The following is a 24,320-nucleotide window of genomic DNA, read 5'->3' on the forward strand; positions in this document are numbered from 1 at the left end:
CTGTGGGTCAGCTGTGGTGGAACGATAGGCAAAGGAATGGTTGTCCGGATACAGGGGAAACCCTCGATCCGGCCGAAAACCCACCCTTGACTCCGTTGAGGGACGTGAACCGGCCGCGCGGTCGCGCGCTGAACGCGCCGGGGGCGATTCCCGTACTGGACCGGACAGACCGTTCCCACGCCGGCCGAGGAGACGTCCCCGATGTCCCGGATGACCGCACACCGCACCGCCCGTCTGGCGGCTGCCGCCCTGAGCCCGTTCCTGCTGGGCCTGTGGGCCGCGGCGCCCGCGCAGGCGCACGGGGCGCCCACGGACCCGGTGAGCCGGGTGTACGGATGCTCGCCCGAGGGGGCCCAGTCGGGGTCCGCGGCCTGCAAGGCGGCCGTCGCCGCCAACGGGACGTCCTTCGCCGCCTGGGACAACCTGCGCGTGGCCGACGTGAACGGCCGGGACCGGCAGACGATCCCGGACGGGAAGCTGTGCAGCGGCGGCCTGGCCGCTTACAAGGGCCTCGACCTGGCCCGCGCCGACTGGCCGTCGACCCGGCTGACTCCGGGCGGGACGCTGCGGATGACGTACGTCTCGACGATCCCGCACACCGGCACGTTCAAGCTGTTCCTGACGAAACCGGGCTACGACCCGTCGAAGCCGCTCACTTGGAGCGAGCTGCCGGAGCGTCCGTTCGCCGAGGTGAAGGACCCGGCGCTGACGAACGGCGCCTACCGGTTCAGTGCGAAGCTGCCCGCCGACCGGACGGGCCGTCAACTGCTGTACACGATCTGGCAGAACAGCAGTACGTCGGACACCTACTACTCGTGCTCGGACGTGGTGTTCCCGGAGCCCAAGCAGGCGGCGGGGGCGGGCAGCGGCACCACGAAGGAGCCCGAGAAGATCACGGAGGAGAGCACGGCGAACAGCACGGGCACGGGCAGGGGAGAGACGTCCTCCCCGTCGGCCGAGCCGACACCCGCCACCGCCCCGGCGTCCCCGTCGGCCTCCGCCGCGGCCACTCCGGCGAGCAGCCCGGTGGCCGAGGCCACCGGGGCCGATTCCGGGCCGTCCTCGTCCATGCTGGCGGGCGGCGCCGCGGCGGTGTTGGTGCTCACCGGCGGCGCCGCCCTCGCGCTGCGTCTGCGCAGGCGCTGAACTGCCTTGCTTGAACTGCCTTGCTGAACTGACCCGGCTGGGCTGACTAGTTGACGACGACCGCGTCGGTGCCGTCCGTCACCGGGGCGTACTTGGCGGTGAAGTAGCCGGCCGCGAAGCAGAGCGACGAGCCGGACGTCCTGGTGAACGCCTGGTTGGTGAAGGTGATGCTGTTGTCGGTGTTGCTGGCCGTGCCGGACAGGCTGGGGGCCTGGTAGACACAGGTGATGCTGCCCAGCAGGGTGCGCAGCACGACCGTGGTCTGGATGGTGGAACCGCTCGCCGGGGTCACGGTGACGGTGCCGTCGGAGCCCACCGCGGTGGTGTACGGCAGGTTGTTGACGGTGATGCTGGTGACGGCGGTCACGCCGAGGACGTTCGAGGTGCAGCTGCTGAACGAGTGCGCGGTGAGCGACTCGGTGGCGGTGCCGGGCGCGGCCGGGTTGTCGGTGACCGTGGCGCTGAACGCCGAGGTGGCGCAGGAGAGGCCGCTGGTGCCGGTCGCGCTGGAGTACAGCGTGGCGGTGGTGCCGCTGGCCAGCGACGCGTTGAGGACGTCACCGACGGCGATGTCGCCGTTGGCGGTGGTCAGGACCGCGCCGGCCGCGGAGGCCGGGGTGACCGCCGGGAGGGTGAGGGCGACGGCGGTTCCGGCGACGGCGAGGAGGGAGCGAATGCGCATGCGGGTGCCTCTTTCTCATGTGCAGTGCAGGTGAGTGCAGTGCTTTTCGGGGGAGTCGATCGATCGAGAGGTGCCGTTCAGGCGTGGGGCGACGCGGGAGCGGCGTCCGCCGCTGCCGGCCCGTTACGCCTTCTCCGTACGTGACGGACCGACAACGGCAGCCGACCGGTGACCGGCCGGAGGCACTGGGAGGTGACTACGGCCGGGCCGGACGGAAGGGGCGACCGGACGCGGCCCGCGGGGGGAAGCGGCCGTGCCGGTGCCGTAAGAGGGATCGGACTCGGGCGGATGCGCCCGTTGTGTACTTGGAGGTCCGGGAGCGCGGCGGTCGCCGCGCTACGGATCCGGCGCCACGGATCCGGGCCGAGCCGCGGATCCGGGCTGAGCCAGGGAGATTTCTAGACCTACTCGTCAGTCAACGTCAAGACACCGCACGCAAGTTGACGGTATGACAGATATATGCGGGGGACTGCACGGCGGACTTGATCCACAGGCGGTACATAATGAACACTGTTTTTCCACATCTCCCTTGACCCGTTGGTGTAACCATCGGTAACTTCCTCGACGGCTACTGCTGCGTAACGAGAAAGCCCTCGCGGCTTCCGGGAGTTGCGAGGAGGCGTGCGCGGCAGCCGCTGTCCGCGCCAGGACAACGCGCCACTGAAGCCCGACCCGCACCACTTCAAGCGCATGGGAGCAGACATGGCCTCGTCCCCGGACGTCACGTCGTCCGCCGACAACACACCCGGGAACCCGGAAAACGGTTCCTCAGGCAGACGCGGCCGGGTCCGGCTGCGCCGGGCCGCAGTCATGGCGGTGCCGGCCGCCGCGGTCGCCGCCACACTGGCGGTCCTGACCGCCGAAGGCGCGCTGGGGGTGCAGTTCTCCATCTCCGGCATGCCGTTCGTGGTCACCGCCGACAAGCTCGACGGAGACGGCTTCGAGCAGTTCGGAGCCCTGGACAACATGATCCCGGGCAGCCCCAACCAGGGCGACACCGACGGCAGTGTCCTGGTGGTCACCTCGATCGTCAAAGACGGCGACATCACCAACATGTGCCAGAGCGTCGACCTCGGCGGCATCCAGCTCGTCCTCACCGCCGGTGGCGAGGGCACGCCGGTGCACGTGGAGCACCTGGCCATCGACTCCGACGTGATCAAGGGTGACGCCGAGTTCCACGGGATCGAGATCGGCGGCGACGCCAGCACCTTCAACAAGGGCGGCGTGAAGGGCCCTGAGGGTGTCTACGGCCAACAGGCCGACACGGTCGTCATCAACAACCTGTACCAGCACAACTACGCTGCCACCGCCGGCGTCTTCAAGCTGCCCGACCTGCACATGCGGTTCGGCAGCGGCGGCTGCCCGCGATGAACCGGCCGCAACGGTGGCGGAGCAGCTTCCGCACGTGGCGGGGGCGCAGACCCTTCCCGGGCGGTCTGCTCCTCACGCTGGGCGGCGCCGAGATCCTGGTGACCATGAAGGCACCCCTTCCGGTCATTCTGCACATCGGTATGCAGGGTCTGGCGGGCTACCTCCTGCCGACCCTGATGATCGTCTGCGGCCTGCTGACCCTCTTCAACCCGGGACAGCGGCTGTTCTACTCGGTGATCGCCGTGCTGCTCTCCCTGGGCACCTGGGTCACCTCGAACCTCGGCGGCTTCATGGTGGGCCTGCTGCTGGGCATCGTGGGCAGTTGTCTGACCTTCGGGTGGCTGCCCGACCAGGACCCGCGGGTGAGCCGCCGTAAGCGGCGCAAGGCGGCCCGGGCGGCGGAGGCACTGCGCCCCCCGCTGCCGGGAGCGGGCGAGCCCGCCTGAGACACGGCCGACACGGCCGAACGACACCGGTGGGGCCGGGACGACCCGCGAAGAGCGGGGCGCCCGGCCCCACCGGTTGTCGGCGGGCGGGGGTCAGTCCGCGGGCGCGGGCGGCTCCGCCGGGGCGGCCGGGGCACCCTCCTCCTTCATCGCCTTGGCCTCGCTCTTGAGGATGCGCATCGACTTGCCGAGGGCGCGTGCCGTGTCCGGCAGCTTCTTCGAGCCGAACACCAGGATGACCACGAGCCCCACCAGCAGCAGGTGCCAGGGCTCCAGTCCGTTGCGAAGCATGGTCACGACCTCTCAATCGGCTCCATCAGCGATGGTTGCTACATTGCGCAACTGTACAACCCATGGCGCGATGCGAAGAGGGGCCGCCGATGACCGTCACCAGCAACCGCAGGGCAGCGCCCCCGAGGCGCCGCGCCAGGGGCGGCACGGCCGGCGGGGACGGGAGCAGAGGCACCGGCCCGCGTCCCACCGCGCGCGACCGCCGGCGCAGACGCGCTCGCCGGATCCGCCTCGGGTTCACGTTGTGCCTGTCCCTGCTGGTGCTCGCGGCGGCCGGAGCGGGCTGGCTCTATCTGCGGCTCGACGGCAGCATCACGACGTTCGACTCGGGCGGGCTCTCCGACAACCGGCCCGCGGCCGGCTCCTCGAAGGGCGAGAACGTTCTCGTCATCGGCTCCGACTCACGCACCGACGGCAACGCGGCCCTCGGCGGCGGCGACAAGAACGCGGTCGGCCGCTCGGACACCACGTTCCTGCTGCACGTCTACGCCGACCACCGGCACGCCCTGGCCGTCTCCATCCCGCGCGACACCCTGGTCACCATCCCGCCCTGCAAGCTGCCGAACGGCAGTTGGACCGGGACACAGCAGGACACCATGTTCAACGCGGCGTTCTCCGTGGGCTCGACCGACAAGGGCAACCCCGCGTGCACCCAGAACACCGTCGAGAAACTCACCGGCATGCGCGTCGACCACACGGTCGTCGTCGACTTCAAGGGTTTCGCCTCCCTCACCCAGGTGGTCGGCGGGGTGAAGGTGTGCCTGCCGAACGACATCTACGAGAAGGACCTCAGCCCGGGCCGCGCCACCCGGGGCCAACTGCTGTTCAGGAAGGGCGAGCAGACCGTCTCCGGGAAGAAGGCACTGGACTACGTCCGTATCCGGCACGGCATCGGCGACGGCTCCGACATAGGCCGTATCAAGCGCCAACAGGCATTTGTGGCAAGCCTGTTGAAGGAGGTCAAGAGCAACGGCCTGACACCGACGAAGCTGCTCCCGCTCGCCGAGGCCGCCACGAGGTCCCTGACCGTCGACGCCGGCCTCGGCTCCGCCGAGAAGCTGATCTCCTTCGCGATGTCGCTGAAGGACATCGACCTGCACAACACGAAGTTCGTGACGCTCCCCTGGCGTTACGAGGGTGCGCGCGTCGCAGTCGTGCAGCCCGACGCCGACGAGTTGTTCGCCGCGCTCAGGGCCGACCGCACGATCGACGGCAAGAACGCGAGCGGGAAGAAGACCACCTCTCCCGGCCCCTCGCCCTCCCCTTCGAGCACCCCTGCCGCCGTCTCCGGCGCGGGCGTCGACGTCGCCGTCTACAACGGCACCACCGTCACCGGCCTCGGCGCGCGCGGCGCGGCGGAGCTCACCGCCGACGGCTTCACGGTCACCGGTACGGCGACGGCGACCGCCCAGGACCACACGGCCACGCTGGTCGAGTACGGCGCGGGCGAGGAGAGCCGGGCGGAGACGGTCGCCAAGGTGTTCCCGGGCGCCGAGCTGGAGCTGGTCACCTCGGCCGGGATCAGCGTCGTCCTCGGGCAGTCGTACGCCGACACGGCCGCGTCCACCACCTCGTCCGCGGCGGCGACACCGACCGCGCTGCCCACCGAGGTCGCCGACGGGGCACGCTCGGCCGACGACAACCCCTGCTCGAACCTGGCCTACGGCTGACGGCGGCGGCGCGTCAGCAGGCGGAGGGACAGGGCGTAAAGGGCGAGGACGGCGGTGAGCAGGAGGTAGTAGGGCGGCGCCAGCGCGGTCATGCCGAGCCGTGCGCCGAGCGGGCTCGGCGGCAGCAGCAGGCCCACGGCGCCGAGGAGGGCGGCGGCCCGGGCGACGGGTCCGGTCCCCGGGGCGCCGCGGCGGGTGCGCAGCAGCACCATCACCAGGGCCTGGGTCAGCAGGTTCTCGGTGAACCAGGCCGAGTGGAAGACGGCCCGGTCGTCGACGGCGTCCGGGCCGTTCAGCGCGAGCGCCAGAACGGCGAAGGTGGCGAGGTCGGCGACCGCGTTGAGCGCCCCGAAACCGGTGAGGAACCGCAGGAACGCCCGCGGTCGCAGCTCGGTCGGACGGTGCAGCGCGGCGGCGCCGGGACGGTCGTACGCGAAGGCGAGCTGGGCGGCGTCGAAGCAGAGGTTCTGCACGAGCACCTGGGCCGGGAGCATCGGCAGGAACGGCAGCAGCAGGCCTGCGGCGAGCATCGCCAGGACGTTGCCGAGGTTGGAGGAGAGGGTGACGCGCAGGTAGGAAGCGATGTTGGCGCTGCTGTACCGGCCGGCGGTGATCGCGTGGCCGACGGCGCCGAGGTCCTTCTCGCCGAGGACGACATCGGCGCTCTCCCGGGCCACGGCGCAGGCGGCGCGCGGCGCGATGCCCACGTCGGCGGCGCGCAGCGCGGGGGCGTCGTTGACCCCGTCCCCGAGAAAGCCGACGGTATGCCCGGCGGCCCGCAACTCGGCGACGACACGTGCCTTGTCGGCGGGGGTGCAACGGGCGTGGACGGTGGCGGTGGCGGTGGCGGTGGCGGTGGCGGTGGCGGTGGCGGTGGCGGTGGCAGCCTGACGGCCTGAATCCGGGCGCGGGTCCGGGCCGCCCGGGTCCGGGCGCGGGTCCAGGCCCGGGTCCCGGTGTCGATTCCGGCGCGGCTCCAGGTCCGGGGGCAGGTCCGGGGCCAGGTGTGGGGTCAGGCCCAGTTCGTGGCAGGCGCGGGTTGCCGTGGCCGGGTGGTCGCCGGTCAGGACGCGGATGGCGACGCCGCGGGCGGCGAGGCCGCTCAGGGCCTCGGCGGCGTCCGGGGCGAGGGCGTCGCGGAAGGCGACCAGGCCGCGGAAGGTGAGGCCGCGTTCGTCGGCGGGGGTGTAGGGGCGGGCGCGGGCGGGGAGTTCGGCGGTGGCCACGGCCAGCAGCCGCAGCCCGTCGTCCGCCTCCCGGGCGGCGAGCGCGTCCAGCCGGGTCCGCTCGCCGGGCTCCAGGACGCACCGGTCCAGTACGTCCTCCACGGCGCCCTTGACGACCAGGACGTGGGTACCGGGGCGGCGCCCTCGGACCACGGCGGTGGAGAGGCGCCGGGTGGCGTCGAACGGGACGACGTCCACACCGTCGTACGCCTCGGGCTCGGCCACCGCCTCCAGCAGGGCCTCGTCGAGGGTGTCCGGTGCGGGGAGTTCGGCGAGTTGGAGGGTCCACCAGGCGTTGACGGCGGCCCAGCGCAGCGGTTCGGGGCCGGCGCGGCCGTCGGGGCCGAGGGAGCGGTCGACGACCGGGCGGTCCCGGGTGAGAGTGCCGGTCTTGTCGACGCAGAGGACATCGATCGCGCCGAGGTCGTGCAGGGCGGGCAGCCGCCGGACGATCACCCCGTGGTCGCGGGCGAGGAGGGCCGCGCCCCGGGCCAGACAGGTGGTGACGATCACCGGGAGCATCTCGGGGGTGAGGCCGACGGCCACCGCGACGGCGAAGGGCAGGGTCTCCAGACCCCGGCCGCGCAGCGCGGCGTTCGCCATGAGGACGAGCGGCGGGGTGAGCAGCATGAACCGGATCAGCGCCCAGGAGATCCCGTGCACGGACCGGTCGAAGGCGCTCGGCCCCCGCCGTACCGGCCCGGCGAGCGCGACGGCGAAGCGGGTCCGCGCCCCGGTGGCGAGGACGACGGCGGTGGCGCTGCCCGAGGCGACGTCGCTGCCCTGGAAGCAGAGAGGGGACTCGGCGCCGGAGCCGCCCACGGGGTCCGCGGCGGACTTCGCCACCGGTGCCGACTCCCCGGTGAGGGCGGCCTGGTGCACGGTGAGGCCGCGGGCGCGCAGCAGCCGTACGTCCGCCGGGACGAGGTCGCCGGGGCCGAGCCGGATCACGTCGCCCGGCACCAGGTCGGCGACCGGGATCTCGCGGGACCGGGGCGGCGTGCCGTCGGACGTACGGCGCAGCACGGTGGCCGTGCCCGCGACCAGTTCGCGCAGCCCGGCCAGGGAGCGGCCGGCGCGGTGCTCGCCGCTCGCGCGCAGCGCGCAGCTGACCGCGACGAGGGCGAGGATCACGGTGGCGGTGCCCCAGGAGGCGACGAGGGCGGAGACGAGGCCGAGACAGAGCAGTACGGCGGTGAAGGGGTCGCGCGGTCCGCGCAGCAGGAGCCGGGGCCAGGAGGCCGGACGGGCTTCCGGAACCGTGTTCTCGCCGGTTTCCGTGAGCCGGGCGGTCGCCTCGGCGTCGGTCAGGCCGCGCGGGCCGCTCTCCAGGCGGCGGAGCACCTGCAGGGCCGTGCCGTCGGCCGAGCCGTCGTCAGAGCCGTCGACCGGGCCACCGTCAGAGACCACGGAGGCGGGCACCCGGGCGGTCGGCGCGGTCGGTCAGGCGGCCCACGGCGAGGCGTACGACATCGACGACGTCGGGGTCGTCGACGAAGTAGACCTGTCGGCGGCCCTCGCGGCGGGAGCGGACGAGGCCGGCCAGCTTGAGCTTGGTGAGGTGCTGGCTGACGGCGGGGAGCGCGCCGCCGACGCGTTCGGCGAGTCCGCTCACGTCGCTCTCGCCCTGGGCGAGCGCCCACACGATGTGCAGCCGGGCCGGGGAGGCGAGCAGCCCGAAGGTCTCGGCCGCGTGTGCGAGCACCTCGGCGGAGGGATCCTCGAACGCCACGGTGGCCTACCCCCCTCTGCGCGGTCCGGCGGAAGCGGTTCATTCTAGGACGCGGAAACCGAGCGGGAACTTCCCCGTCGGCCCGATAGTTTCTACGTTGCTGTAGAAGCAACTACATCTGGAGTGCGCATGGCCCTGTGGGACCGCATCAAGGAGTCCGCGTCGACGATGCAGACACAGTTGGAGTCGAAGAAGAACGACCTGAAGAGCGGGGCCTTCCGTGACGCGAGCATGGCCATGTGCGCCCTGGTCGCGGCGGCGGACGGCACCATCGACCCGGCCGAGCGGCAGCGTGTCGCGCAGCTGATCGCCACCAACGAGGTGCTGAAGAACTTCCCGGCCGACGATCTGCGCCGCCGTTTCGAGGAGAACCTGAACAAGCTCACGACCGACTTCGAGTTCGGCAAGGTGAGCGTGCTGCAGGAGATCGCCAAGGCGAAGAAGAAGCCGGCCGAGGCGCGGGCGGTCATCCAGATCGGCATCGTGATCGGTGGCGCGGACGGCGACTTCGACAAGACCGAGCAGGGCGTCGTGCGCGAGGCCTGCTTCACCCTCGACCTGCCGCCGCACGAGTTCGACCTCTGAGACCCGGGGGCTGTCCTCGCGGGTGCCCGCCGGCCGCCGGCCGCCGGCCCGGCATCCGCGAGGACGGACACCCGGACCGGCGACGGCTGTTGGTGAAGAATTAGCGCTTCGGGGTTCAACAACCGCCCAGCGGTGGAAAGTTGGGGCCCATGGAGCTGAACATCGATACGGAGACGGCACACTCCGCGCGGATCTACGACTACATCATCGGCGGCACGGACAACTTCCCGGCGGACCGCGAGGCGGGCGACGCGATGGTGCGGGAGTGGCCCGCGCTCCCCGTCCACATGCGCGCCAACCGCGACTTCATGAACCGCGCGGTGGGCCATCTCGCGCGGGAGGCCGGGATACGCCAGTTCCTCGACATCGGCAGCGGCATCCCCACCTCCCCCAACATCCACGAGATCGTCCAGGCCGAGGCGCCCGACGCACGGGTGGTGTACGTCGACAACGACCCGCTCGTCCTCTCGCTCTCGCGGAATCTGCTGGGCGGCACGGACGAGGGCCGCACGGCGTACCTGGAGGCGGACATGCGTGACCCGGCGGCGATCCTGGCCGCGCCCGAGTTCCGCAGGACGCTGGACCTGGGCCGGCCGGTCGCCCTCACCGTGATCGCGATCGTCCACTTCCTGCTGGACGAGCACGACGCCGTGGGCATCGTCCGCCGTCTCCTCGACCCGCTGCCCCCGGGCAGTTATCTGGCGATGTCCGTGGGTACCGCGGAATTCGCGCCCGACGAGGTGGGCCGGGTGGCCCGGGAGTACGCGGCCCGGGGGATGCCGATGCGGCTGCGTACCCACGCGGAGGCGGCGGAGTTCTTCGCGGGTCTCGACCTCGTCGACCCCGGGATCGTCCAGGTCCACCGCTGGCGTCCCGACGGCACCGGCACCGAGGTGGTCCGGGACGAGGACATCGCGATGTACGGAGCGGTGGCACGCAAGCCCTGAGCCGTCGTCAGGGATTTTGGCCGATCGTTACCTTGACGCTCTCACACATCACGATGCGGCAGCAGCGCCTCACCCCATGTGGTTGTTTACTTGACTACCGGCGGTCACACACGGTTGGCTCCGAGCCAAAGATTGCTCTGCCGCACAGCGAGGTGCAGCCCCCCATGACCACTCCCCTCCCCGTCCCGGGCTCCCCCGGATCCCCCAGATCCGGGCGCCCGGCCGTCCCCACGGCCCTGACGGCCCTGGCCACCGTCTGCTGCCTTCTGCTCGTCGGCTGCTCCGGCGGCACGGCGTCCGGCTCGGACAAGGGCACCGCGGGCCGCTCGGGCGGCCCGCTCAAGATCGCTCTGGTCACCCACGGCGCCAAGGGTGACGCCTTCTGGGAGTTGGTGCGCAAGGGCGCCGAGGCGGCAGCCGCGAAGGACGGCGTCGATCTGAGCTACGCGAGCGACGCCGACGCCGCCGCGCAGGTCTCGCTGGTGCGGGACGCGGTCCGGGAACGGGTCGACGGCATCGCGCTGACCCTGGCCAAACCGGCGGCGATGAAGGCTCCGGTGGCGGAGGCCAAGGCGGCCGGCATACCTGTGGTCGGCCTCAACTCCGGCATCGACGCCTGGCAGTCGACGGGCCTGCTGGAGTACTTCGGCCAGGACGAGAGCGTCGCCGGCCGCGCCGTGGGCGAGCGGCTCGACCAACTCGGCGCGAAGCACGCGCTGTGCGTCATCCACGAGCGGGGCAACATCGCCCTGGAGGCGCGCTGCGCGGGCGTGAAGAAGACGTTCACCGGCGAGACCGACATCCTCTACGTCGACGGGACGGACATGGACGCGATGACCGCCGTCGTGACGGCCCGCCTCCAGCAGGAGCCCGACGTCGACGAAGTCATCGCCAACGGGGCGCAGTTCGCGCTCGCGGCGGTAAAGGCGGCCGGACAGGCCGCCAGCAAGGCCAAGGTCGCCACCTTCGACCTCAACAAGGACCTGGTGGGGGCCGTCCGCGACGGCAAGGTGCAGTTCGCGGTGGACCAACAGCCTTATCTCCAGGGCTATCTGGCCGTGGACTCGCTCTGGCTCTACAAGACCAACGGCAACATCAGCGGCGGCGGGGTGTCACCCGTCCTGACGGGTCCGGCCTTCGTCACGAAGACCAACGTCGCCGACATCGCCCGATTCGCCGCCAACGGCACCCGCTGACCTGGCAGTTCCCCTGATCCGCCCACTCCCCTTCCCCCCGTTGACCGCCCAAGGACGACTATGTCTCCACGGACAGGTGCCCGCCGCCTCGGCTCGATCCGTCTCTCCCTGATCCTGCTGGCACTGGTGCCCAGCGTCACCCTCGCCGCCATGTGGGGCGTGACGACGATCCAGATGTTCTCGGAGGGGCTGCGGCTGCGCACCCAGACCGAACTGAGCCGGTCGACCGGCGCGATGGGTACCGAGGCGACACTCGCGCTGCAGCAGGAGCGAAGTCTGTCGGCCGTGTGGCTGGCCTCGCGGCCCGAGGGCTCGCGGGCAGCGCTGGACGCACAGCGCGGGAAGACCGACGCGGCCGTCGCCAAACTGGTCAGCCGGGCGGACGACATCCAGCAGGCCCCCGGCCGCGTCCGGGACCGGCTCTACTCGGTCGTCGCCTCGGTGGGCAGCCTGGAGTACTACCGGGGCCAGGTCGACGACCCCACGGACATCACCGCCGCGCAGGCGCTGGACCAGTACACCTCGATCATCGACGACCAGATCCACGGCTTCCAGGAGCTGTCCCAGGTCGACGACGGCGACCTCACCTCGCAGGCCGGTCCGCTCGTCTCCCTTGAGCACGCGGCCGAACTGGTCTCCGAGGAGGATCTGCACCTCACGCTGGCGGGGCCCAAGGGACGGATGGACGAGAAGGCGTGGGCGACGTTCGCCCAGCTGGTGAACACCCGCCGCTGGCTGGTGCAGGACCAGATCGTGCCCTCGCTCACCGGCCGCGCGAAGGAGGAGACCGAGAAGATCCTCACGAGCTACCAGTGGCAGAACCTTCAGGCCGTCGAGGACAAGGTGCTCGCGGCGCGGTCGAACCAGACCGGGAACGGCGACGTCCCGCTGCCGGACGTGCAGAAGCAGTGGCGGGCCGCGCTCGTCGATGTCTCCGACCAGTACTCGGCGCTCATCCGGCAGCAGACCGAGGCCCTGCTGACCAGCAGTGCGCAGGACGCGCGGGGCCTGCTGTTCAAGGCCGGTGTGCTGAGTGCCGGCGGCCTGGTCGCCCTGCTGCTGTGCGTGGGCATGTCCTGGCGGATCACCCGCTCGCTGTCCCGGCGGCTGCACGGACTGCGGATGGCCACACTGAGTCTCGCGCACGAAAGGCTCCCGGAGGTGGTGGCGAGGCTCGACCGGGGAGAGACTGTCGACGTGGACTCGGCGACTCCGCCGCTGGACTACGGCGGTGACGAACTCGGCCAGGTGGCCGCGGCGTTCAACACGGCGCAGCGCACCGCCGTGCACACTGCGGTCGAACTCGCCGACACCCGAAGGGGTTTCCAGAAGGTCATCCTCGGTATCGCCCGGCAGAGCCAGAACCTGGTCAACCTCCAGCTGAGCAAGCTCGACGCGCTGGAACGCCGGCACCAGGACCCGGACGTCCTCAACGGCCTGTACGAACTCGACTCCACGGCAAGCCAGTTGCGCCGCTACGAGGAGAACCTCGTCATCATCAGCGGCGGCCGGCCGGGGCGCAGCTGGTCCGAGCCGGTGGCGCTGATCGACATCCTGCGCAGTGCCGTCGGCGAGGTCGCCGAGTACCGGCGGGTGGAGGTGCACACCGAGGAGGAGGTGTGCATCGCGCCGCCCGCCGTGGCGGACGTGATCCATCTGCTGGCCGAGCTCATCGACAACGCCACCGCCTACTCGCCGGCGCCGAGCCCGGTCGGGGTACGGGCCTCACTCGTGGCCAAGGGCCTCGCGATCGAGGTCGAGGACCGCGGGCTCGGCATGTCCGAGGATGACTACGCCTCGTTCAACGCGCAGTTGGCGGTGGAGTCGAAGTTCGACGTGGTGGCGCTCGCCGACGACCTGCGCCTCGGCATGTTCGTGATCGCCCGGCTCGCCACGCGGCACGGCATCGCCGTGACCCTGCGCTCCTCGCCGTACGGCGGCACCACCGCGATCGTCCTGGTCCCGCACGACATCGTGGTCCCGGAGGCACCCGACGCCGGCTCCCCGGAGAACGCCCGCACCGGCAGGCCGAGGCCCACGGCCGCCCCGCCGCCGATGGAGGTCACGTCCGACGTGCTGCGGGCGACGGCGGACGGTCTACGGGGGATGGCGGACGGTCCGCGAGATACTGCGGACCGCCTGCGGGATACGGCCGACGGTCCGCGGGATACCGCCGACGGGATATCGGATACGGCTGTGCCGGCGTCCGAGCCGGCGGAGGGTGCGCGGCAGGCATCCGACGCGGCACGGGAGACGGCCGCCGCCTCGGCCGCCCCGTCCCCGGGACCCGGCGGGTCCGACTCCGAACGGCCCGCTCTCCCCGTACGACGTCCGTCGGCGCCGGCCCCGGCACGCACCCCTGCTGCCGACGCGGCCGACGCCGACGAGACCCGCGACCCCGGCGGTGCGGGTGAAGCCCGTGACGGTGCCGAGGCGGATGGCCAGGTGCCCGCGGCCGTGGCGGTAACGCCTCGGAACGGGACCGGACGGGCGCGTGCCGGTGGTCTCACCCCGTTGCCCCGGCGGGTGCCGCAGACCAGTCTCGCCGCCGAGTTGCGCGAGGAGTGCGGGCCCGTGGAGGAAGACGGTTTCCCCGACGACTTCAGCGCGGAGCGCGCGGCCTCTTCCCTCGCCGGATTCCAGCGCGGCACCCTGCGGGCACGCGACGACGACACGCCGCCGTCCGACCCGTCCGACCCGTCCGTCCCCGACGTCCCGGATGTTCCGGACGTCCCGGAGCAGCCGTCCACCGCTCAGACGGCTGCCGCGCAGGCTCCCGGCCCCCCGTGACCGCCGCCGGTGCCGCCCAGACCCCGACACCCCCTGCCGACCGCTCATGAAGGAAGCCGCGATGACAAGCTCGCTCCCCGCCACGAACACCCAGCTCGACCAGTTGCTCACCGGTCTCGTGGACCGGGTCGCCGACGTGAACCAGGCCGTGGTGCTCTCCGAGGACGGACTGGTGGTGAGCAAGTCCACCGGATTCCTGCGCGAGGACGCCGAACGGCTGGCGGCGACCGCGTCGGGCCTGATGAGCCTCAGCAAGGGCGTCAGCATGGACTTCCGGGGCGGCCCGGTGCGCCAGGCGCTGATCGAGATGGCCAACAGTTTCCTGATCCTCACGTCGGCCGGCCCCGGGGCCCACCTCGTCGTGCTGGCGGGCTCGAACGCGGACGTCGGCGTGGTGGCGTACCAGATGAACATGCTGGTGAAGAAGATCGGCGAGCACCTGAGCGCGGCACCGCGGACCGGCGTCGGTCCGGCTGTGCGCCACGGCGGGTGAGGTGAGCGGAGGCGACGAGGCGGGCCGGCTTGTCCGGCCGTTCACCCTGACCGGTGGACGAACGCGGCCCAGCCGCGCCGACTTCACCCTGATCACGACGGTGACCGCGGTGGACCCGCCGCCGGAGCGGGCCGTTCGGCCGCAGCCCGAGCACGGCCGGATCCTGCGGCTGTGCGCCCGGCCGATGGCCGTGGCGGAGCTCGCGGCCCATCTCGACCTGCCGGTGAGCGTGGTCGTCATCATGCTCTGCGACCTGCTGGAGGCGAGCCTGATCACGGCCCGGCCGCCACGTCCCGTCTCCGGCGCCGCGGACCTGGACCTGCTGCAGAAAGTGAGGGACGGCCTTGGCCGGATCTGATTCCACCGCCGGGGCGGTCGCGGCTCCCGACACGGTGAAGATCCTCATCGCCGGTGGCTTCGGCGTCGGCAAGACCACCATGGTCGGGGCGGTCAGCGAGATCGCGCCGCTGCGCACGGAGGAGCCGCTGACCGTCGCCGGTCTGGACGTCGACGACCTGAGGGGCATCGAGGCGAAACGGTCCACCACCGTGGCCCTCGACTTCGGCCGGATCACCATCGGCGAGGACCTGGTGCTGTATCTCTTCGGCACCCCCGGTCAGCAGCGGTTCTGGTTCATGTGGAACGACCTGGCGATCGGGGCGCTGGGAGCGGTGGTCCTGGTCGACGTGCGCAGGCCTGAGTCGAGCTTCGCGGCGATCGACTTCTTCGAGCGCCGGCGGATCACGTTCGTGGTGGGTGTGAACGGTTTCCACGGTGAACACCCTTATCCCGCGGAGGACATCAGGGAGTCGCTGGCGCTGCCCGAGCACGTCCCCGTGCTGCTGTGCGACGCGCGGGAGCGGGACTCGTGCCGGGACGTGCTGATCGCGCTGCTCGACCGGCTGATCGCCGACGTCGGGCACCGCCCCAGCCCGGCCCGCTGAGTCCCGCCCCCGTAGCAGGCTCCCGTCTCCTACTCCTGGACGAGATGTGCACGCCGTGGGCCGCCGCGCCGAAGCCGGCGATCGTCACCACGCGCGCCGGGTCCCCGGCGATGGCGATCAGATCGGGCAGCGCCCCTCCCGCGCAGTCGAACACCGCGTCCACCCCGTCGGGTGCCGGCGCGCGGACCCGTTCGACGAGCCCCGTTCCGTAGGTCGTCGGCTCCGCGCCGAGGGAGCGCAGGAAGACCCGTGGCGCGGGTTCTGTCTCGTCATCGAGCGGCTCATGGAGTTGCACCCCCGCGACCGCGGCTTCCGGGCGTACGTCGCACAGCTCCCCCGGACGCTCGACCTCACCGCCGACCGCGACCGCGCGCTGCGCCTGACTGGCCGGCACACACCCCTCAGCGGGCTCCGGCCGCCCGCAGTACCGCGGCCGTCTCGGGGTGCGGTCCGTCGGTGGCCCAGCCCAGCGGGGTCCGTCCGGTTCCGTGGTCCTCCCTCAGGCCGGGGTCGGCGCCGTGGGCGAGCAGGGCGCGGACCGTCTCCGTGTGGCCCCAACAGGCCGCCGCGCACAGGGGAGTTCCCTCGGCACCGGGGCCCGCGCTCTCCGCGTCGGGCGGGGCGCCGGCCGCGAGCAGGCGCCGGGCGATGCCGGCGGCGCCCTGAACGGAGGCCAGGTACAGGGCAGTTGTGCCGTCGCGGTCGGTGGCCGCCGGGTCGGCCCCGGCCCGCAGCAGCCGGTCGACGCCGGCGCCGTCGTCGTCGTACACCGCCGTGAAAAGGCGTTTCGTCAGTTTCTTGCGGTGTCTTCTGTTCACAGCCACCGAGACTAGGCCGGTTCTCTCCTGGAATCGCCGGATTTTTTCATGGGGCGTACACAACCGGAAGGCGGAAACCCGCCAAGGCTGTCCCAGTGATTGACCTGTTCCTCCTGCGCCCCTACTTTCTGACCGGCTCATCGAACCAGGTTCGAAATATCGACCGCAGGTATTCGTACTCGCGCACTCGCACTCGCGCTCGCACCCGTGGAGAGCACATGACCCCCAACCCCTCCCGCCGCCTGATCCTCGGCGCGGCGGCGGCCGTCCCCCTGGCCCTGACCCTCGGCACCCCGGCGGCCCACGCGGCCGACTCGGCGTACGTGATGGGCTACTTCACCGAGTCGACCTCCCTCGGTGAGGGCACCGACTACGGCCTCCATCTCGCCGTGAGCACGGACGGGCTGCGCTGGATGCCGCTCAACCAGAACAACCCGGTGGTCACGCCGACCGAGGGCGCGCTGGGGCTGCGCGACCCGTTCATCCTGCGCAAGCAGGACGGTACGTACGTGGTGCTCGCCACCGACCTCAAGGGCACCGACTGGTCGTACGTCAGCCAGTACGTGCACGTGTGGAACTCCACCGACCTGCGCACGTTCACCGGGTACCACCGGCTGAAGCTGCACGACATGAACACCCACAGCTGGGCGCCGGAGGCCTTCTGGGACGCGGGCCGGGGGCAGTACGCGCTGATCTACTCCGCCGTCAACGACAGCGGACACAACGTCATCATGGCGAACTACACCACCGACTTCGTCACCGCCTCGGCCCCCCAGGTCTTCTTCGACCCCGGCTACGACGTGATCGACGGCGACATGGCGGTGGGCGTGAACGGCGTCAACTACCTCTACTTCAAGAAGGACCAGACGCTGGTGGGCGCGCGGTCCACCTCGCTCGACCCGGGCAGCTTCACGCCCTTCACGACGGGCGTCGCGCACGGCGGCACCGAGGCCCCGACGCTGGTCAAGTCCCTTGCCTCCAGCACCTGGTGGCTCTGGGGGGACACGTACACGCCGAACGGCGTCTTCTACGCGTGGCAGTCCACCGACCTCTCCGCGGGCACCTGGACCGCGCTCGACCAGAAGACGTACACCCAGCCGGTCAACTCCAAGCACTGCGGCATCACGACGATCACCTCGGCCCAGTACAGCAACCTCGTCGCCTACTGGGGTGCGCCGGCCTGGAACCGGCTCAAGTCGTACAACTACCCGGACCGTTACGTCCGGCACGCCAACTACGTCGGCCGCATCGACACCTACCCGTTCGACCGGTACACCGACTCGGAGTGGAAGCTGGTCCCCGGCCTCGCCGACAGCACCGGGATCTCCTTCCAGTCCGTCAACTACCCGACCCGCTACCTGCGGCACTACAACTACCAGCTCCAACTCGACGTCAACGACGGCACGTCGACGTTCGCGGCGGACGCGACCTTCTACCGTACGGCGGGGCTGGCGGACTCGGGCTGGTCGTCGTTCCGGTCGTACAACAACCCGACCCGGTACATCCGGCACTCGAACTACGTCCTGCGCATCGACCCGGTCTCGACCTCCACGGAACTCCAGGACGCCACGTTCTACGTCGGCTACTGAACCGCCACCGCCCTCGTCGATCACCGGGGGCGGCCAGAAGGCCGGGGGGACGCGTCCGGAGCGGCGGGCGCCGGGCGCTGCGCGTCGGCCGGGCATCTCGCCGCCGCCGTGGGGCCGCCCCGGGCGCGAAACACCGGGCGGTGCGCCCAGGCTCCTGGGATGCGTGCGGAGGCCACCGCGGGCACGGCCCCGGCGTCGGCGGGCGCGATCAGCCCGACGACGGTCATGGGCATCGGCGGTCAGGACGACCGCGTGGCGCGGGTGCCGTACCCGGGACGGTCCCGGAGAACACAGACTCACCGTCGTCGGGCGCGGCCGGCCCGGCGACGGTGAGGGGGTGGCGGTCAGGACGAGCCGCCTGATGCGGGTGCCGTGTCCGGGAGGGGCCCGGCGGACACCGCCTCACCGTCGGCGGACGTGATCGGCCCGGCGACGGTGAGGGCGGGCGGGTCAGTCCAGGCCAGCCGACTTCAGCCAGGCCTTGGCGACGTCCAGCGGGTCCTTGCTCTCCAGCTGCACCTGGGAGTCCAGGTCGAGGAGCGTCGTCGTGTCGAGCTTGGCGGAGACCGCGTTGAGCGCGGCGACGCCCTCCTCGGAGAGCCCGCTCTTGTAGACGAGGGGCGTCACGTTCGCGAAGCCGAAGAGGTTCTCCGGGTCCTGGAGGACGACGAACTTCTCCTTGGTGATCGTCGGGTCCGTGGTGAAGATGTCCGCGGCCTGCACGGTGTTCTGCTTCAGCGCGGCCTGGGTCAGCGGGCCGCCGGCGTCGAGCGCCTTGAAGGACTTGAAGTCCAGGCCGTACACCGACTTCAGGCCCAGCATGCCCTGCTGCCTGGTCTGGAACTCGGGCGAGCCGCCGAGGACCAGGTCCTTGGCGATGTCCTTGAGGTCGGCGAGGGAGGACTCGGAGGTGAGCTTGTACTTGTCGGCGGTCGCCTTGTTGACCGTGACGGAGTCCTTGTCCTCGGCCGGGGACGACTCCAGCAGCGTCAGCTTGGAGTCGAGCTTGGCCTTCGCGGCGGCGTTCACGGTCGCGAGGGACTTCTGCTCGGCCTTCGGGTCGAGGTAGGCGAGCAGCGAGCCGTTGTACTCCGGCAGAACGGTGATGGAACCGTTCTTGAGCAGGCCGTACGTGGTCTCGCGGCTGCCGATGTTGGGCTTGTAGGACACCTTGATGCCCTTGGCCTTCAGGGCCTCGCCGTAGATGTCGGCGATCAGGATGCTCTCGGCGAAGTTGTTGGAGCCGACGACGACGGTGCCGCCGTCCGCCTTGTCTCCGGCGAGCGGGTCGGAGTTGTCGTCCGAGGAGGAGGAACATCCCGCCAGCAGAGCGGTCGTCGCGGCGAGCGCGACGACCGCCGCACCGGTGTTCCTGAGGGACCTGGACCTGCTGCTGTGGGCGTTGGAAGTCACGGTTCCGTTGTTCCGTTCCGAGCTCTGGGGGCGATGAGGAACTGGCGAGGTGGAGATGTGGAGATGTGGAAGCGAGGTGGTGGAGACGTCGGGGTCGTCCGCCGAGGTTGCCGAGGCGGTCCGAGGCCGCGGTACGGCCGGCGAGACGCCGAAACTCCATGGCCTGATCCAATCCACCCGGTTCTTCATCAGTCAAGTGCAGACCTGTTACCGATTGGATTCGATTCATGGTCACTTGTGCATTGTTTGGAAGCGCTTCCTGGGGTTTTCGCGGGCGCTTCGTAATGGATTCTTGACACTGGGCAACGTGCCCGGTCGATCAAAGAAGCGATATCGTCGCCGGAGTTGGCGTCGGCCACGGCGGTGTGCGGGGGCCGCCGAGGTGCCGTTTCGTTCACATTCGGCCACACGCGTGCAGCGGCACGCCCGCAACACCCCCTTGAAGGAGGCCCGGTGTCCACGAAACAAGTGGACGCGCCTGCCCGGTCGGCAACCCCGGCACCGCCACCGCCTTCCGCGCGCGGGGGGCTGCGGGGATTCGCCGACCGATGGCCCTTCCAGCGCAAGCTGAACATCCTCGTCGGTATCCCGCTGTCGGTCATCGCGCTGCTGCTGACGTACCTGATCGTCGACCTGGTGCAGGAGTCGAACAATGCCCGCGAGGCCGCCCAGCTGGTGCGTGACAGCGCCCAGGTGGCGAAGCTGGTCGCCGACCTCCAGGACGAGCACCAGCAGGCGATCCTGCTCTCGGTGCGGCACGAGGCGTCCTTCGACGGCGGCACCCCCTCGACCGACGGCTACCGGCAGACGCAACGCGCCGTGGACGCGCAGGTCAAGAAGGTGGTCGACGCGTTCGGCGGCCGGCTGCCGGACACCGAGGCGCAGGCGCTGCGGGAGGTCGAGGGCCTGACCGGCCTGCGGGAGACCATCGAGCAGGGCTATCTGCCCGCCGACAACATCGACCCGGCCTACACCGGCGCCTCCAAGGCCCTCATCGACGGACTGGGCCTGGACCGCAACTCCTCGCTGGCCAGCACCTTCACCGGCAACCTGCTCGACTCGCTGCTGCGGGCCGACGCCGCCCACGGCGCCTACGAGACCGGCGTGTTCTCCGCCCGCACCGGCGACAGCAACGCGCTCATCGAGTTCACCGGCGCGGTCGGCTCCTACGAGCTGTTCACCTACCAGGCCGAGCGCTTCGACCGGTTCGCCAGTGACGCGCAGTCCGAGCGGCTCGGCGGTATCGAGCACAACACCTCGCAGGCCGCCATCAGCCAGTACTACGCCGAACTGGCCGTCGACCCGAGCGCGTTGCAGGCCGACTCCCAGGCGGATATCCGTGCCGCGTTCCGCGAGGCGCTCGACTCGTACCCCGACTTCAGCGCGCAGGCGAAGACCCGGCTGAAGATCACCACCTCGCTCATCGACCAGATCGCCGACCGGGCCGACGACGCCGCCCGCAGCGCGCAGTGGCGCGCGGTCCTGCTGCTCAGCCTGGCGCTGTTCTGCTTCACGATGTGGATCACGTTCGCCGTGCTGGTGCGCCGTTCCGTGGTCCGGCCGGTGCTGGCGCTGACCGGGGCCGCGCAGGAGGTCGCCGACATCGCCGGGCGCGAGCTCGCCCGGGTCGCCGACGACGACGCCGAGGAAAGCGGTTCACCCCGGCTGCGCGAGCTGCCGGTCACCGCGGACGACGAGATCGGTGAGCTGGCCGAGGCGTTCAACAACGTGCAGACCACCGCGGCGGCGCTGCTGGAACGCCAGGTGCTCAGCCGTCGCAACGTCGCCGAGATGTTCGGCAACGTCGGCCGCCGTGTCTCCAACCTGACGACCCGCCAGCTCGCGTTGATCGACGCGGTGGAGCGCGGCGAGACCGACCCGGCGCTGCTCGCGCGTCTCTACTCCATCGACCACATCGCGGTCCGGCTGCGCCGCAACGCCGACAGCCTGATGCTGCTGGCCGGCATCCGCGAGACCGTCCTGGACTCCGGCCCGACCGAACTCACCAACGTGGTGCGCGCGGCGCTCGGCCAGATCGAGGGCTTCCAGCGGGTACGGCTGCACGCCGGCACCGAGACCATGATCGAGCCCGACATCATCGGCGACCTGACGCTGATGATCGCCGAACTCCTCGAGAACGCCGTGTCGTTCTCGCCCGAGGGCAGCCCCGTCGAGGTCCGGGTCGGCTCCGACCCGGACGGCGCGTCGATCACCGTCTCCGACCACGGCCTGGGCATGAGCGCCGAGCGCCTCACCGAGGAGAACGCCCGCCTGGTGCGCCGCGAACGCCTCGACCTGGTCCCGACGAAGGTGCTCGGCCTGTTCGTGGTCGGCGCGCTGGCCCGCCGCTGGCGCATCGACGTCACCCTGTCCCGTACACCGGGCGGCGGTGTCACCTCCGAGGTGCGGATCCCGGCCACGCTGCTGCTGACCCTCAGCGGGATCGGTGCGGCGTCCGGTGCCCCGCACACCGCCGGTGGACCGCTCCCCGCCCCGTCGGCTCCGGCCGCCGGTCCCTCCCGCGCGTCCTCCGTCCCGGTGGGCACGGCCGAGGACGACGCCTCGCTGCCCCGCCGGGTGCCGCGCCGCGACCAGCCGTCCTGGGCCGAGCCCGACGAGCCGGCACCGGTACCGGCGGCGACGGCGGACGCGGTCGGCGCGGCAACGGGCTCGGGAACAGGCTCGGAAACGGTTTCGTACGACCGTACGATCGTCGCCGCTTCCCATGACCACTCCCAGGACCACTCGGCCACGTCCGCCGGCGCCTCGGCGGACACCGGCTACGGAGCTGCGGGGTCCACCGCGAACGGCGACCGCGCGGCGGCGGAGCGTTCGGCCCACAGCCGTACGCCCGAGCCCCCGACGCTCCCCCGCCGCACCGGCGGCGCACCGCAGCCCCCGGCGCGCACGACCCCCGCTCCGGCGCCCGGCGCGGAAGCGGCGCGGCCCGGAACCGTACAGCCCGGTACCGCGCCGTCCGTCCCGCGTACCCGTGTCGGAGAGACCGCGTCCGGCGCCCGCGCGGGCGGCCCGGCGGCTGTTTTCGCCTCGGGCGACGACGGTCCCCGTCCGCTGCGGCGCCGGGTCCGGGGAGCCACGCTGCGGACGACCGTGGACGCCTCCGCCCAGGCCGCCCGGCAGCCCGCCAAGCCCGCCGACGCGGACGAGGTGCGCAGCGAGCTCGAGGAGTTCGAGGCGGCCGTGCGACGCGCCCATCTCGACACGGGCGAGCACCCGAGCCCCGGCGATCGTCCGAGCGCCCCGTACGACCGGCGTGAGCGTCATGACGGGAACGGCGGGCAGCAGCACGACCAGTTCGACGGACACGACCGGCACGACGGTAACGACCGACGGGTCCCGGACGACCACCGGAACCCCCCGCACCACCAGAACCACCTTCCGGAAGGAGCCGAGCAGTGAGCACGTCGACAGGTGAGACCCCCACCTCAGACGCCACGCCGACCGACCTGCGGACCGCCGCAGCCGACTTCACGTGGCTGCTCAACCGTTTCGCGACCGAGACGGCGGGCGTCGTGGACGCCATCGCGGTGTCCTCCGACGGTCTGCTGATCGCCGTGTCGGAACTGCGTGAGCACGCCGACTCCGAGCGGCTGGCCGCCATCGTGTCCGGCATCACCAGCCTGGCCGCGGGCGCCTCCGGCAACTACGGCCTGGGCGGTCTGAACAAGGTCATCATCGATCTGGAGGGCGGCCATGTGCTGGTCTCCGCGATCGGCAGCGGCGCCGTGCTCGGCGTGGTCACCGACAAGGAGGCCAAGCTGGGCAACATCGCCTACGAGATGACGGTGTTCGCCAACCGCGCCGGCGCCGCGCTGAGTCCGCAGCTCGTACTGGAGCTGAAGAACAGCGTCGGCGTCACCAGGACGCGCTGACCGCCGGCGACTGCAGAGGAAGCGAACATCGATGGCGGACGGCCGCACCCCGAGCGGCGCCGACGAGGACGATCCCCTCGTCCGGGCCGGCCCGGTCAGCCCCGCACCCGCCGTCCGGCCCTTCCTGGTGACCGCCGGCAGGGTCGCGGGCGCGGGCGAGACCGCGTCCGGCCGGACGATGCCCGTCGAGACCCAGCTGGTGGCCACCACCGGCGGGCTCGCCGCGCTCGACCGGCTCGCGTTCGAGCAGCACGACATCGTCGCCGCCTGCCGGGTGCCGCAGTCCATCGCGGAGATCGCGGCCAGGCTGCGGCTGCACCTCAACGTGGTGCGTGTTCTCGCCGAGGACCTGCGGTCGGCGGGGCAGTTGTCGGTGCACGTGCCCGACTCCGGCGTCACCCATGACGCGTCCGTCCTGCGCAGGGTTATCGATGGCCTCAGGGCCATCCCCGACTCCCGGGGGGTACTCCGTGACTCCGACTGAACCGCTCGTCCGGCATCATCCGGCCGGGCAGGCCGCCGTACGCCCGCCGCTGCCGGTGAAGCTGGTGATCGCGGGCGGCTTCGGCGTGGGCAAGACCACCGCCGTCGGCTCGATCTCCGAGATCGAGCCGCTGACCACCGAGGCGGCCATCACCGAGGTCGCGGCGGGGGTGGACGACCTCAGCCACACCCCGCGCAAGACCACCACCACGGTCGCGATGGACTTCGGCTGCATCACCATCGACCCGACCCTGAAGCTGTATCTGTTCGGCACGCCCGGGCAGGAGCGCTTCGGTTTCATGTGGGACGACCTCGTGGAGGGCGCGGTCGGCGGTCTCGTCATCGTCGACACCCGCCGGCTCGACGACTGCTACGCCGCCGTCGACTACTTCGAGCACAAGCAGATCCCGTTCGCCGTCGCCGTGAACGCCTTCGACGGTTCGGTCGCGCACACGCTGGAGGAGGTCCGCTGGGCCCTCGACGTCTCCGAGGGTGTCCCGGTCCTGGTCTTCGACGCGCGTGAGCGCGGCTCGGTGCGGGACGCGCTGCTGGTCGTCCTCGAACAGGCGCTGGCCCGCACGGAGAAGTGACACGAGAAGGCCCTC

General features: G+C 71.4%; 22 protein-coding genes and 1 pseudogene. 16 read left to right on the plus strand and 7 right to left on the minus strand.

What is annotated here, in order from left to right:
- Positions 1 to 201: 201 nt before the first annotated feature.
- Positions 202 to 1,146 carry a lytic polysaccharide monooxygenase gene (locus ACFPIH_RS01665; protein WP_381166457.1) on the plus strand — a complete coding sequence of 315 codons (945 nt, stop codon included), beginning with the start codon at positions 202 to 204 and terminating at the stop codon, positions 1,144 to 1,146.
- A 46-nt stretch (positions 1,147 to 1,192) separates the two neighbouring features.
- Here the strand turns inward: ACFPIH_RS01665 and ACFPIH_RS01670 are convergent, their stop codons facing one another.
- Complete coding sequence (locus ACFPIH_RS01670; RefSeq protein WP_381166459.1) at positions 1,193 to 1,828, minus strand: Tat pathway signal sequence domain protein; 636 nt, start codon at positions 1,826 to 1,828, stop codon at positions 1,193 to 1,195.
- 702 nt (positions 1,829 to 2,530) lie between these two features.
- Here ACFPIH_RS01670 and ACFPIH_RS01675 point away from each other — a divergent pair.
- The gene (locus tag ACFPIH_RS01675) at positions 2,531 to 3,199 is read left to right on the plus strand and encodes a DUF6230 family protein (RefSeq protein WP_381166677.1); all 669 of its coding nucleotides are present in this window, start codon (positions 2,531 to 2,533) and stop codon (positions 3,197 to 3,199) included.
- Positions 3,196 to 3,645 (plus strand): DUF6114 domain-containing protein, encoded by a 450-nt coding sequence (locus tag ACFPIH_RS01680; RefSeq protein ID WP_381166461.1) that lies wholly within the window; start codon positions 3,196 to 3,198, stop codon positions 3,643 to 3,645. The genes ACFPIH_RS01675 and ACFPIH_RS01680 overlap by 4 nt, the downstream gene beginning before the upstream one ends.
- 93 nt (positions 3,646 to 3,738) lie before the next feature.
- Here the strand turns inward: ACFPIH_RS01680 and tatA are convergent, their stop codons facing one another.
- Positions 3,739 to 3,936: a Sec-independent protein translocase subunit TatA gene (gene tatA, locus ACFPIH_RS01685; RefSeq protein ID WP_381166463.1), complete on the minus strand. Its 198-nt coding sequence runs from the start codon at positions 3,934 to 3,936 to the stop codon at positions 3,739 to 3,741.
- An 89-nt stretch (positions 3,937 to 4,025) separates the two neighbouring features.
- On the opposite strand from tatA, the gene ACFPIH_RS01690 reads away from it, so the two are divergent.
- Complete coding sequence (locus tag ACFPIH_RS01690; protein ID WP_381166465.1) at positions 4,026 to 5,606, plus strand: LCP family protein; 1,581 nt, start codon at positions 4,026 to 4,028, stop codon at positions 5,604 to 5,606.
- Here ACFPIH_RS01690 and ACFPIH_RS01695 read toward each other — a convergent pair.
- A complete protein-coding gene (locus tag ACFPIH_RS01695) occupies positions 5,597 to 8,242 on the minus strand; it encodes an HAD-IC family P-type ATPase (RefSeq protein ID WP_385876050.1) in 2,646 nt (881 codons plus the stop codon). The two genes, ACFPIH_RS01690 and ACFPIH_RS01695, sit on opposite strands and share 10 nt — an antisense overlap.
- Positions 8,232 to 8,564: an ArsR/SmtB family transcription factor gene (locus ACFPIH_RS01700; RefSeq protein WP_381166469.1), complete on the minus strand. Its 333-nt coding sequence runs from the start codon at positions 8,562 to 8,564 to the stop codon at positions 8,232 to 8,234. Before ACFPIH_RS01700 ends, ACFPIH_RS01695 begins: the two co-directional genes overlap by 11 nt.
- A 129-nt stretch (positions 8,565 to 8,693) precedes the next feature.
- Here ACFPIH_RS01700 and ACFPIH_RS01705 point away from each other — a divergent pair, with 129 nt between their 5' ends.
- The 7 genes from ACFPIH_RS01705 (at position 8,694) to ACFPIH_RS01735 (ending at position 15,519) form a co-directional block, all read left to right on the plus strand.
- Entirely contained in the window at positions 8,694 to 9,149 is a 456-nt protein-coding gene (locus ACFPIH_RS01705; protein WP_381166471.1) for a tellurite resistance TerB family protein, read from the plus strand.
- Between the two features lie 149 nt (positions 9,150 to 9,298).
- The gene (locus ACFPIH_RS01710) at positions 9,299 to 10,096 is read left to right on the plus strand and encodes an SAM-dependent methyltransferase (RefSeq protein ID WP_381166473.1); all 798 of its coding nucleotides are present in this window, start codon (positions 9,299 to 9,301) and stop codon (positions 10,094 to 10,096) included.
- A 164-nt stretch (positions 10,097 to 10,260) separates the two neighbouring features.
- Positions 10,261 to 11,292: a substrate-binding domain-containing protein gene (locus ACFPIH_RS01715; RefSeq protein ID WP_381166475.1), complete on the plus strand. Its 1,032-nt coding sequence runs from the start codon at positions 10,261 to 10,263 to the stop codon at positions 11,290 to 11,292.
- Between the two features lie 60 nt (positions 11,293 to 11,352).
- On the plus strand, positions 11,353 to 14,082 hold the full coding sequence (locus tag ACFPIH_RS01720) for a sensor histidine kinase (protein ID WP_381166477.1): 2,730 nt from the start codon (positions 11,353 to 11,355) through the stop codon (positions 14,080 to 14,082).
- A gap of 61 nt (positions 14,083 to 14,143) precedes the next feature.
- Entirely contained in the window at positions 14,144 to 14,575 is a 432-nt protein-coding gene (locus tag ACFPIH_RS01725) for a roadblock/LC7 domain-containing protein (RefSeq protein ID WP_381166479.1), read from the plus strand.
- A gap of 1 nt (position 14,576) precedes the next feature.
- The gene (locus tag ACFPIH_RS01730) at positions 14,577 to 14,933 is read left to right on the plus strand and encodes a DUF742 domain-containing protein (RefSeq protein WP_381166481.1); all 357 of its coding nucleotides are present in this window, start codon (positions 14,577 to 14,579) and stop codon (positions 14,931 to 14,933) included.
- A complete protein-coding gene (locus tag ACFPIH_RS01735; RefSeq protein WP_381166483.1) occupies positions 14,920 to 15,519 on the plus strand; it encodes a GTP-binding protein in 600 nt (199 codons plus the stop codon). Before ACFPIH_RS01730 ends, ACFPIH_RS01735 begins: the two co-directional genes overlap by 14 nt.
- Positions 15,520 to 15,559: 40 nt before the next feature.
- On the opposite strand, the pseudogene ACFPIH_RS01740 reads toward ACFPIH_RS01735, so the two are convergent.
- Both ACFPIH_RS01740 and ACFPIH_RS01745 read right to left on the minus strand, forming a co-directional pair.
- Positions 15,560 to 15,763, minus strand: a pseudogene (locus ACFPIH_RS01740) (NADP-dependent oxidoreductase); the annotation flags it as partial.
- A 157-nt stretch (positions 15,764 to 15,920) separates the two neighbouring features.
- Complete coding sequence (locus tag ACFPIH_RS01745; protein ID WP_381166485.1) at positions 15,921 to 16,337, minus strand: ankyrin repeat domain-containing protein; 417 nt, start codon at positions 16,335 to 16,337, stop codon at positions 15,921 to 15,923.
- Positions 16,338 to 16,555: 218 nt separating this feature from the next.
- Here ACFPIH_RS01745 and ACFPIH_RS01750 point away from each other — a divergent pair, with 218 nt between their 5' ends.
- Positions 16,556 to 17,926 (plus strand): AbfB domain-containing protein, encoded by a 1,371-nt coding sequence (locus ACFPIH_RS01750; RefSeq protein WP_381166487.1) that lies wholly within the window; start codon positions 16,556 to 16,558, stop codon positions 17,924 to 17,926.
- 450 nt (positions 17,927 to 18,376) lie between these two features.
- Here ACFPIH_RS01750 and ACFPIH_RS01755 read toward each other — a convergent pair whose 3' ends face one another.
- Positions 18,377 to 19,339 carry an ABC transporter substrate-binding protein gene (locus tag ACFPIH_RS01755; RefSeq protein ID WP_381166489.1) on the minus strand — a complete coding sequence of 321 codons (963 nt, stop codon included), beginning with the start codon at positions 19,337 to 19,339 and terminating at the stop codon, positions 18,377 to 18,379.
- A 453-nt stretch (positions 19,340 to 19,792) separates the two neighbouring features.
- Between ACFPIH_RS01755 and ACFPIH_RS01760 the strand changes: the two genes are divergently transcribed.
- The 4 genes from ACFPIH_RS01760 to ACFPIH_RS01775 are packed head-to-tail and all read left to right on the plus strand — an operon-like array spanning position 19,793 to position 24,305.
- Entirely contained in the window at positions 19,793 to 22,759 is a 2,967-nt protein-coding gene (locus tag ACFPIH_RS01760) for an ATP-binding protein (RefSeq protein ID WP_381166491.1), read from the plus strand.
- Positions 22,756 to 23,232, plus strand: coding sequence for a roadblock/LC7 domain-containing protein (locus ACFPIH_RS01765; protein WP_381166493.1), 477 nt, complete (start codon positions 22,756 to 22,758; stop codon positions 23,230 to 23,232). Before ACFPIH_RS01760 ends, ACFPIH_RS01765 begins: the two co-directional genes overlap by 4 nt.
- Positions 23,233 to 23,263: 31 nt before the next feature.
- A complete protein-coding gene (locus ACFPIH_RS01770; RefSeq protein ID WP_381166495.1) occupies positions 23,264 to 23,716 on the plus strand; it encodes a DUF742 domain-containing protein in 453 nt (150 codons plus the stop codon).
- Positions 23,703 to 24,305, plus strand: a complete 603-nt coding sequence (locus ACFPIH_RS01775; protein ID WP_381166497.1) for a GTP-binding protein — start codon at positions 23,703 to 23,705, stop codon at positions 24,303 to 24,305. The genes ACFPIH_RS01770 and ACFPIH_RS01775 overlap by 14 nt, the downstream gene beginning before the upstream one ends.
- The last annotated feature ends 15 nt before the right edge of the window (positions 24,306 to 24,320 follow it).

The organism is Streptomyces vulcanius (assembly GCF_042653945.1).
Taxonomy (GTDB): domain Bacteria; phylum Actinomycetota; class Actinomycetes; order Streptomycetales; family Streptomycetaceae; genus Streptomyces; species Streptomyces mangrovi.

Coding starts and splice junctions, on each gene's coding strand:
- ACFPIH_RS01665 (WP_381166457.1), top strand. CDS start 202: ATGTCCCGGATGACCGCACACCGCACCGCCCGTCTGGCGGCTGCCGCC.
- ACFPIH_RS01670 (WP_381166459.1), bottom strand. CDS start 1,828: ATGCGCATTCGCTCCCTCCTCGCCGTCGCCGGAACCGCCGTCGCCCTC.
- ACFPIH_RS01675 (WP_381166677.1), top strand. CDS start 2,531: ATGGCCTCGTCCCCGGACGTCACGTCGTCCGCCGACAACACACCCGGG.
- ACFPIH_RS01680 (WP_381166461.1), top strand. CDS start 3,196: ATGAACCGGCCGCAACGGTGGCGGAGCAGCTTCCGCACGTGGCGGGGG.
- tatA (WP_381166463.1), bottom strand. CDS start 3,936: ATGCTTCGCAACGGACTGGAGCCCTGGCACCTGCTGCTGGTGGGGCTC.
- ACFPIH_RS01690 (WP_381166465.1), top strand. CDS start 4,026: ATGACCGTCACCAGCAACCGCAGGGCAGCGCCCCCGAGGCGCCGCGCC.
- ACFPIH_RS01705 (WP_381166471.1), top strand. CDS start 8,694: ATGGCCCTGTGGGACCGCATCAAGGAGTCCGCGTCGACGATGCAGACA.
- ACFPIH_RS01710 (WP_381166473.1), top strand. CDS start 9,299: ATGGAGCTGAACATCGATACGGAGACGGCACACTCCGCGCGGATCTAC.
- ACFPIH_RS01715 (WP_381166475.1), top strand. CDS start 10,261: ATGACCACTCCCCTCCCCGTCCCGGGCTCCCCCGGATCCCCCAGATCC.
- ACFPIH_RS01720 (WP_381166477.1), top strand. CDS start 11,353: ATGTCTCCACGGACAGGTGCCCGCCGCCTCGGCTCGATCCGTCTCTCC.
- ACFPIH_RS01725 (WP_381166479.1), top strand. CDS start 14,144: ATGACAAGCTCGCTCCCCGCCACGAACACCCAGCTCGACCAGTTGCTC.
- ACFPIH_RS01750 (WP_381166487.1), top strand. CDS start 16,556: ATGACCCCCAACCCCTCCCGCCGCCTGATCCTCGGCGCGGCGGCGGCC.
- ACFPIH_RS01770 (WP_381166495.1), top strand. CDS start 23,264: ATGGCGGACGGCCGCACCCCGAGCGGCGCCGACGAGGACGATCCCCTC.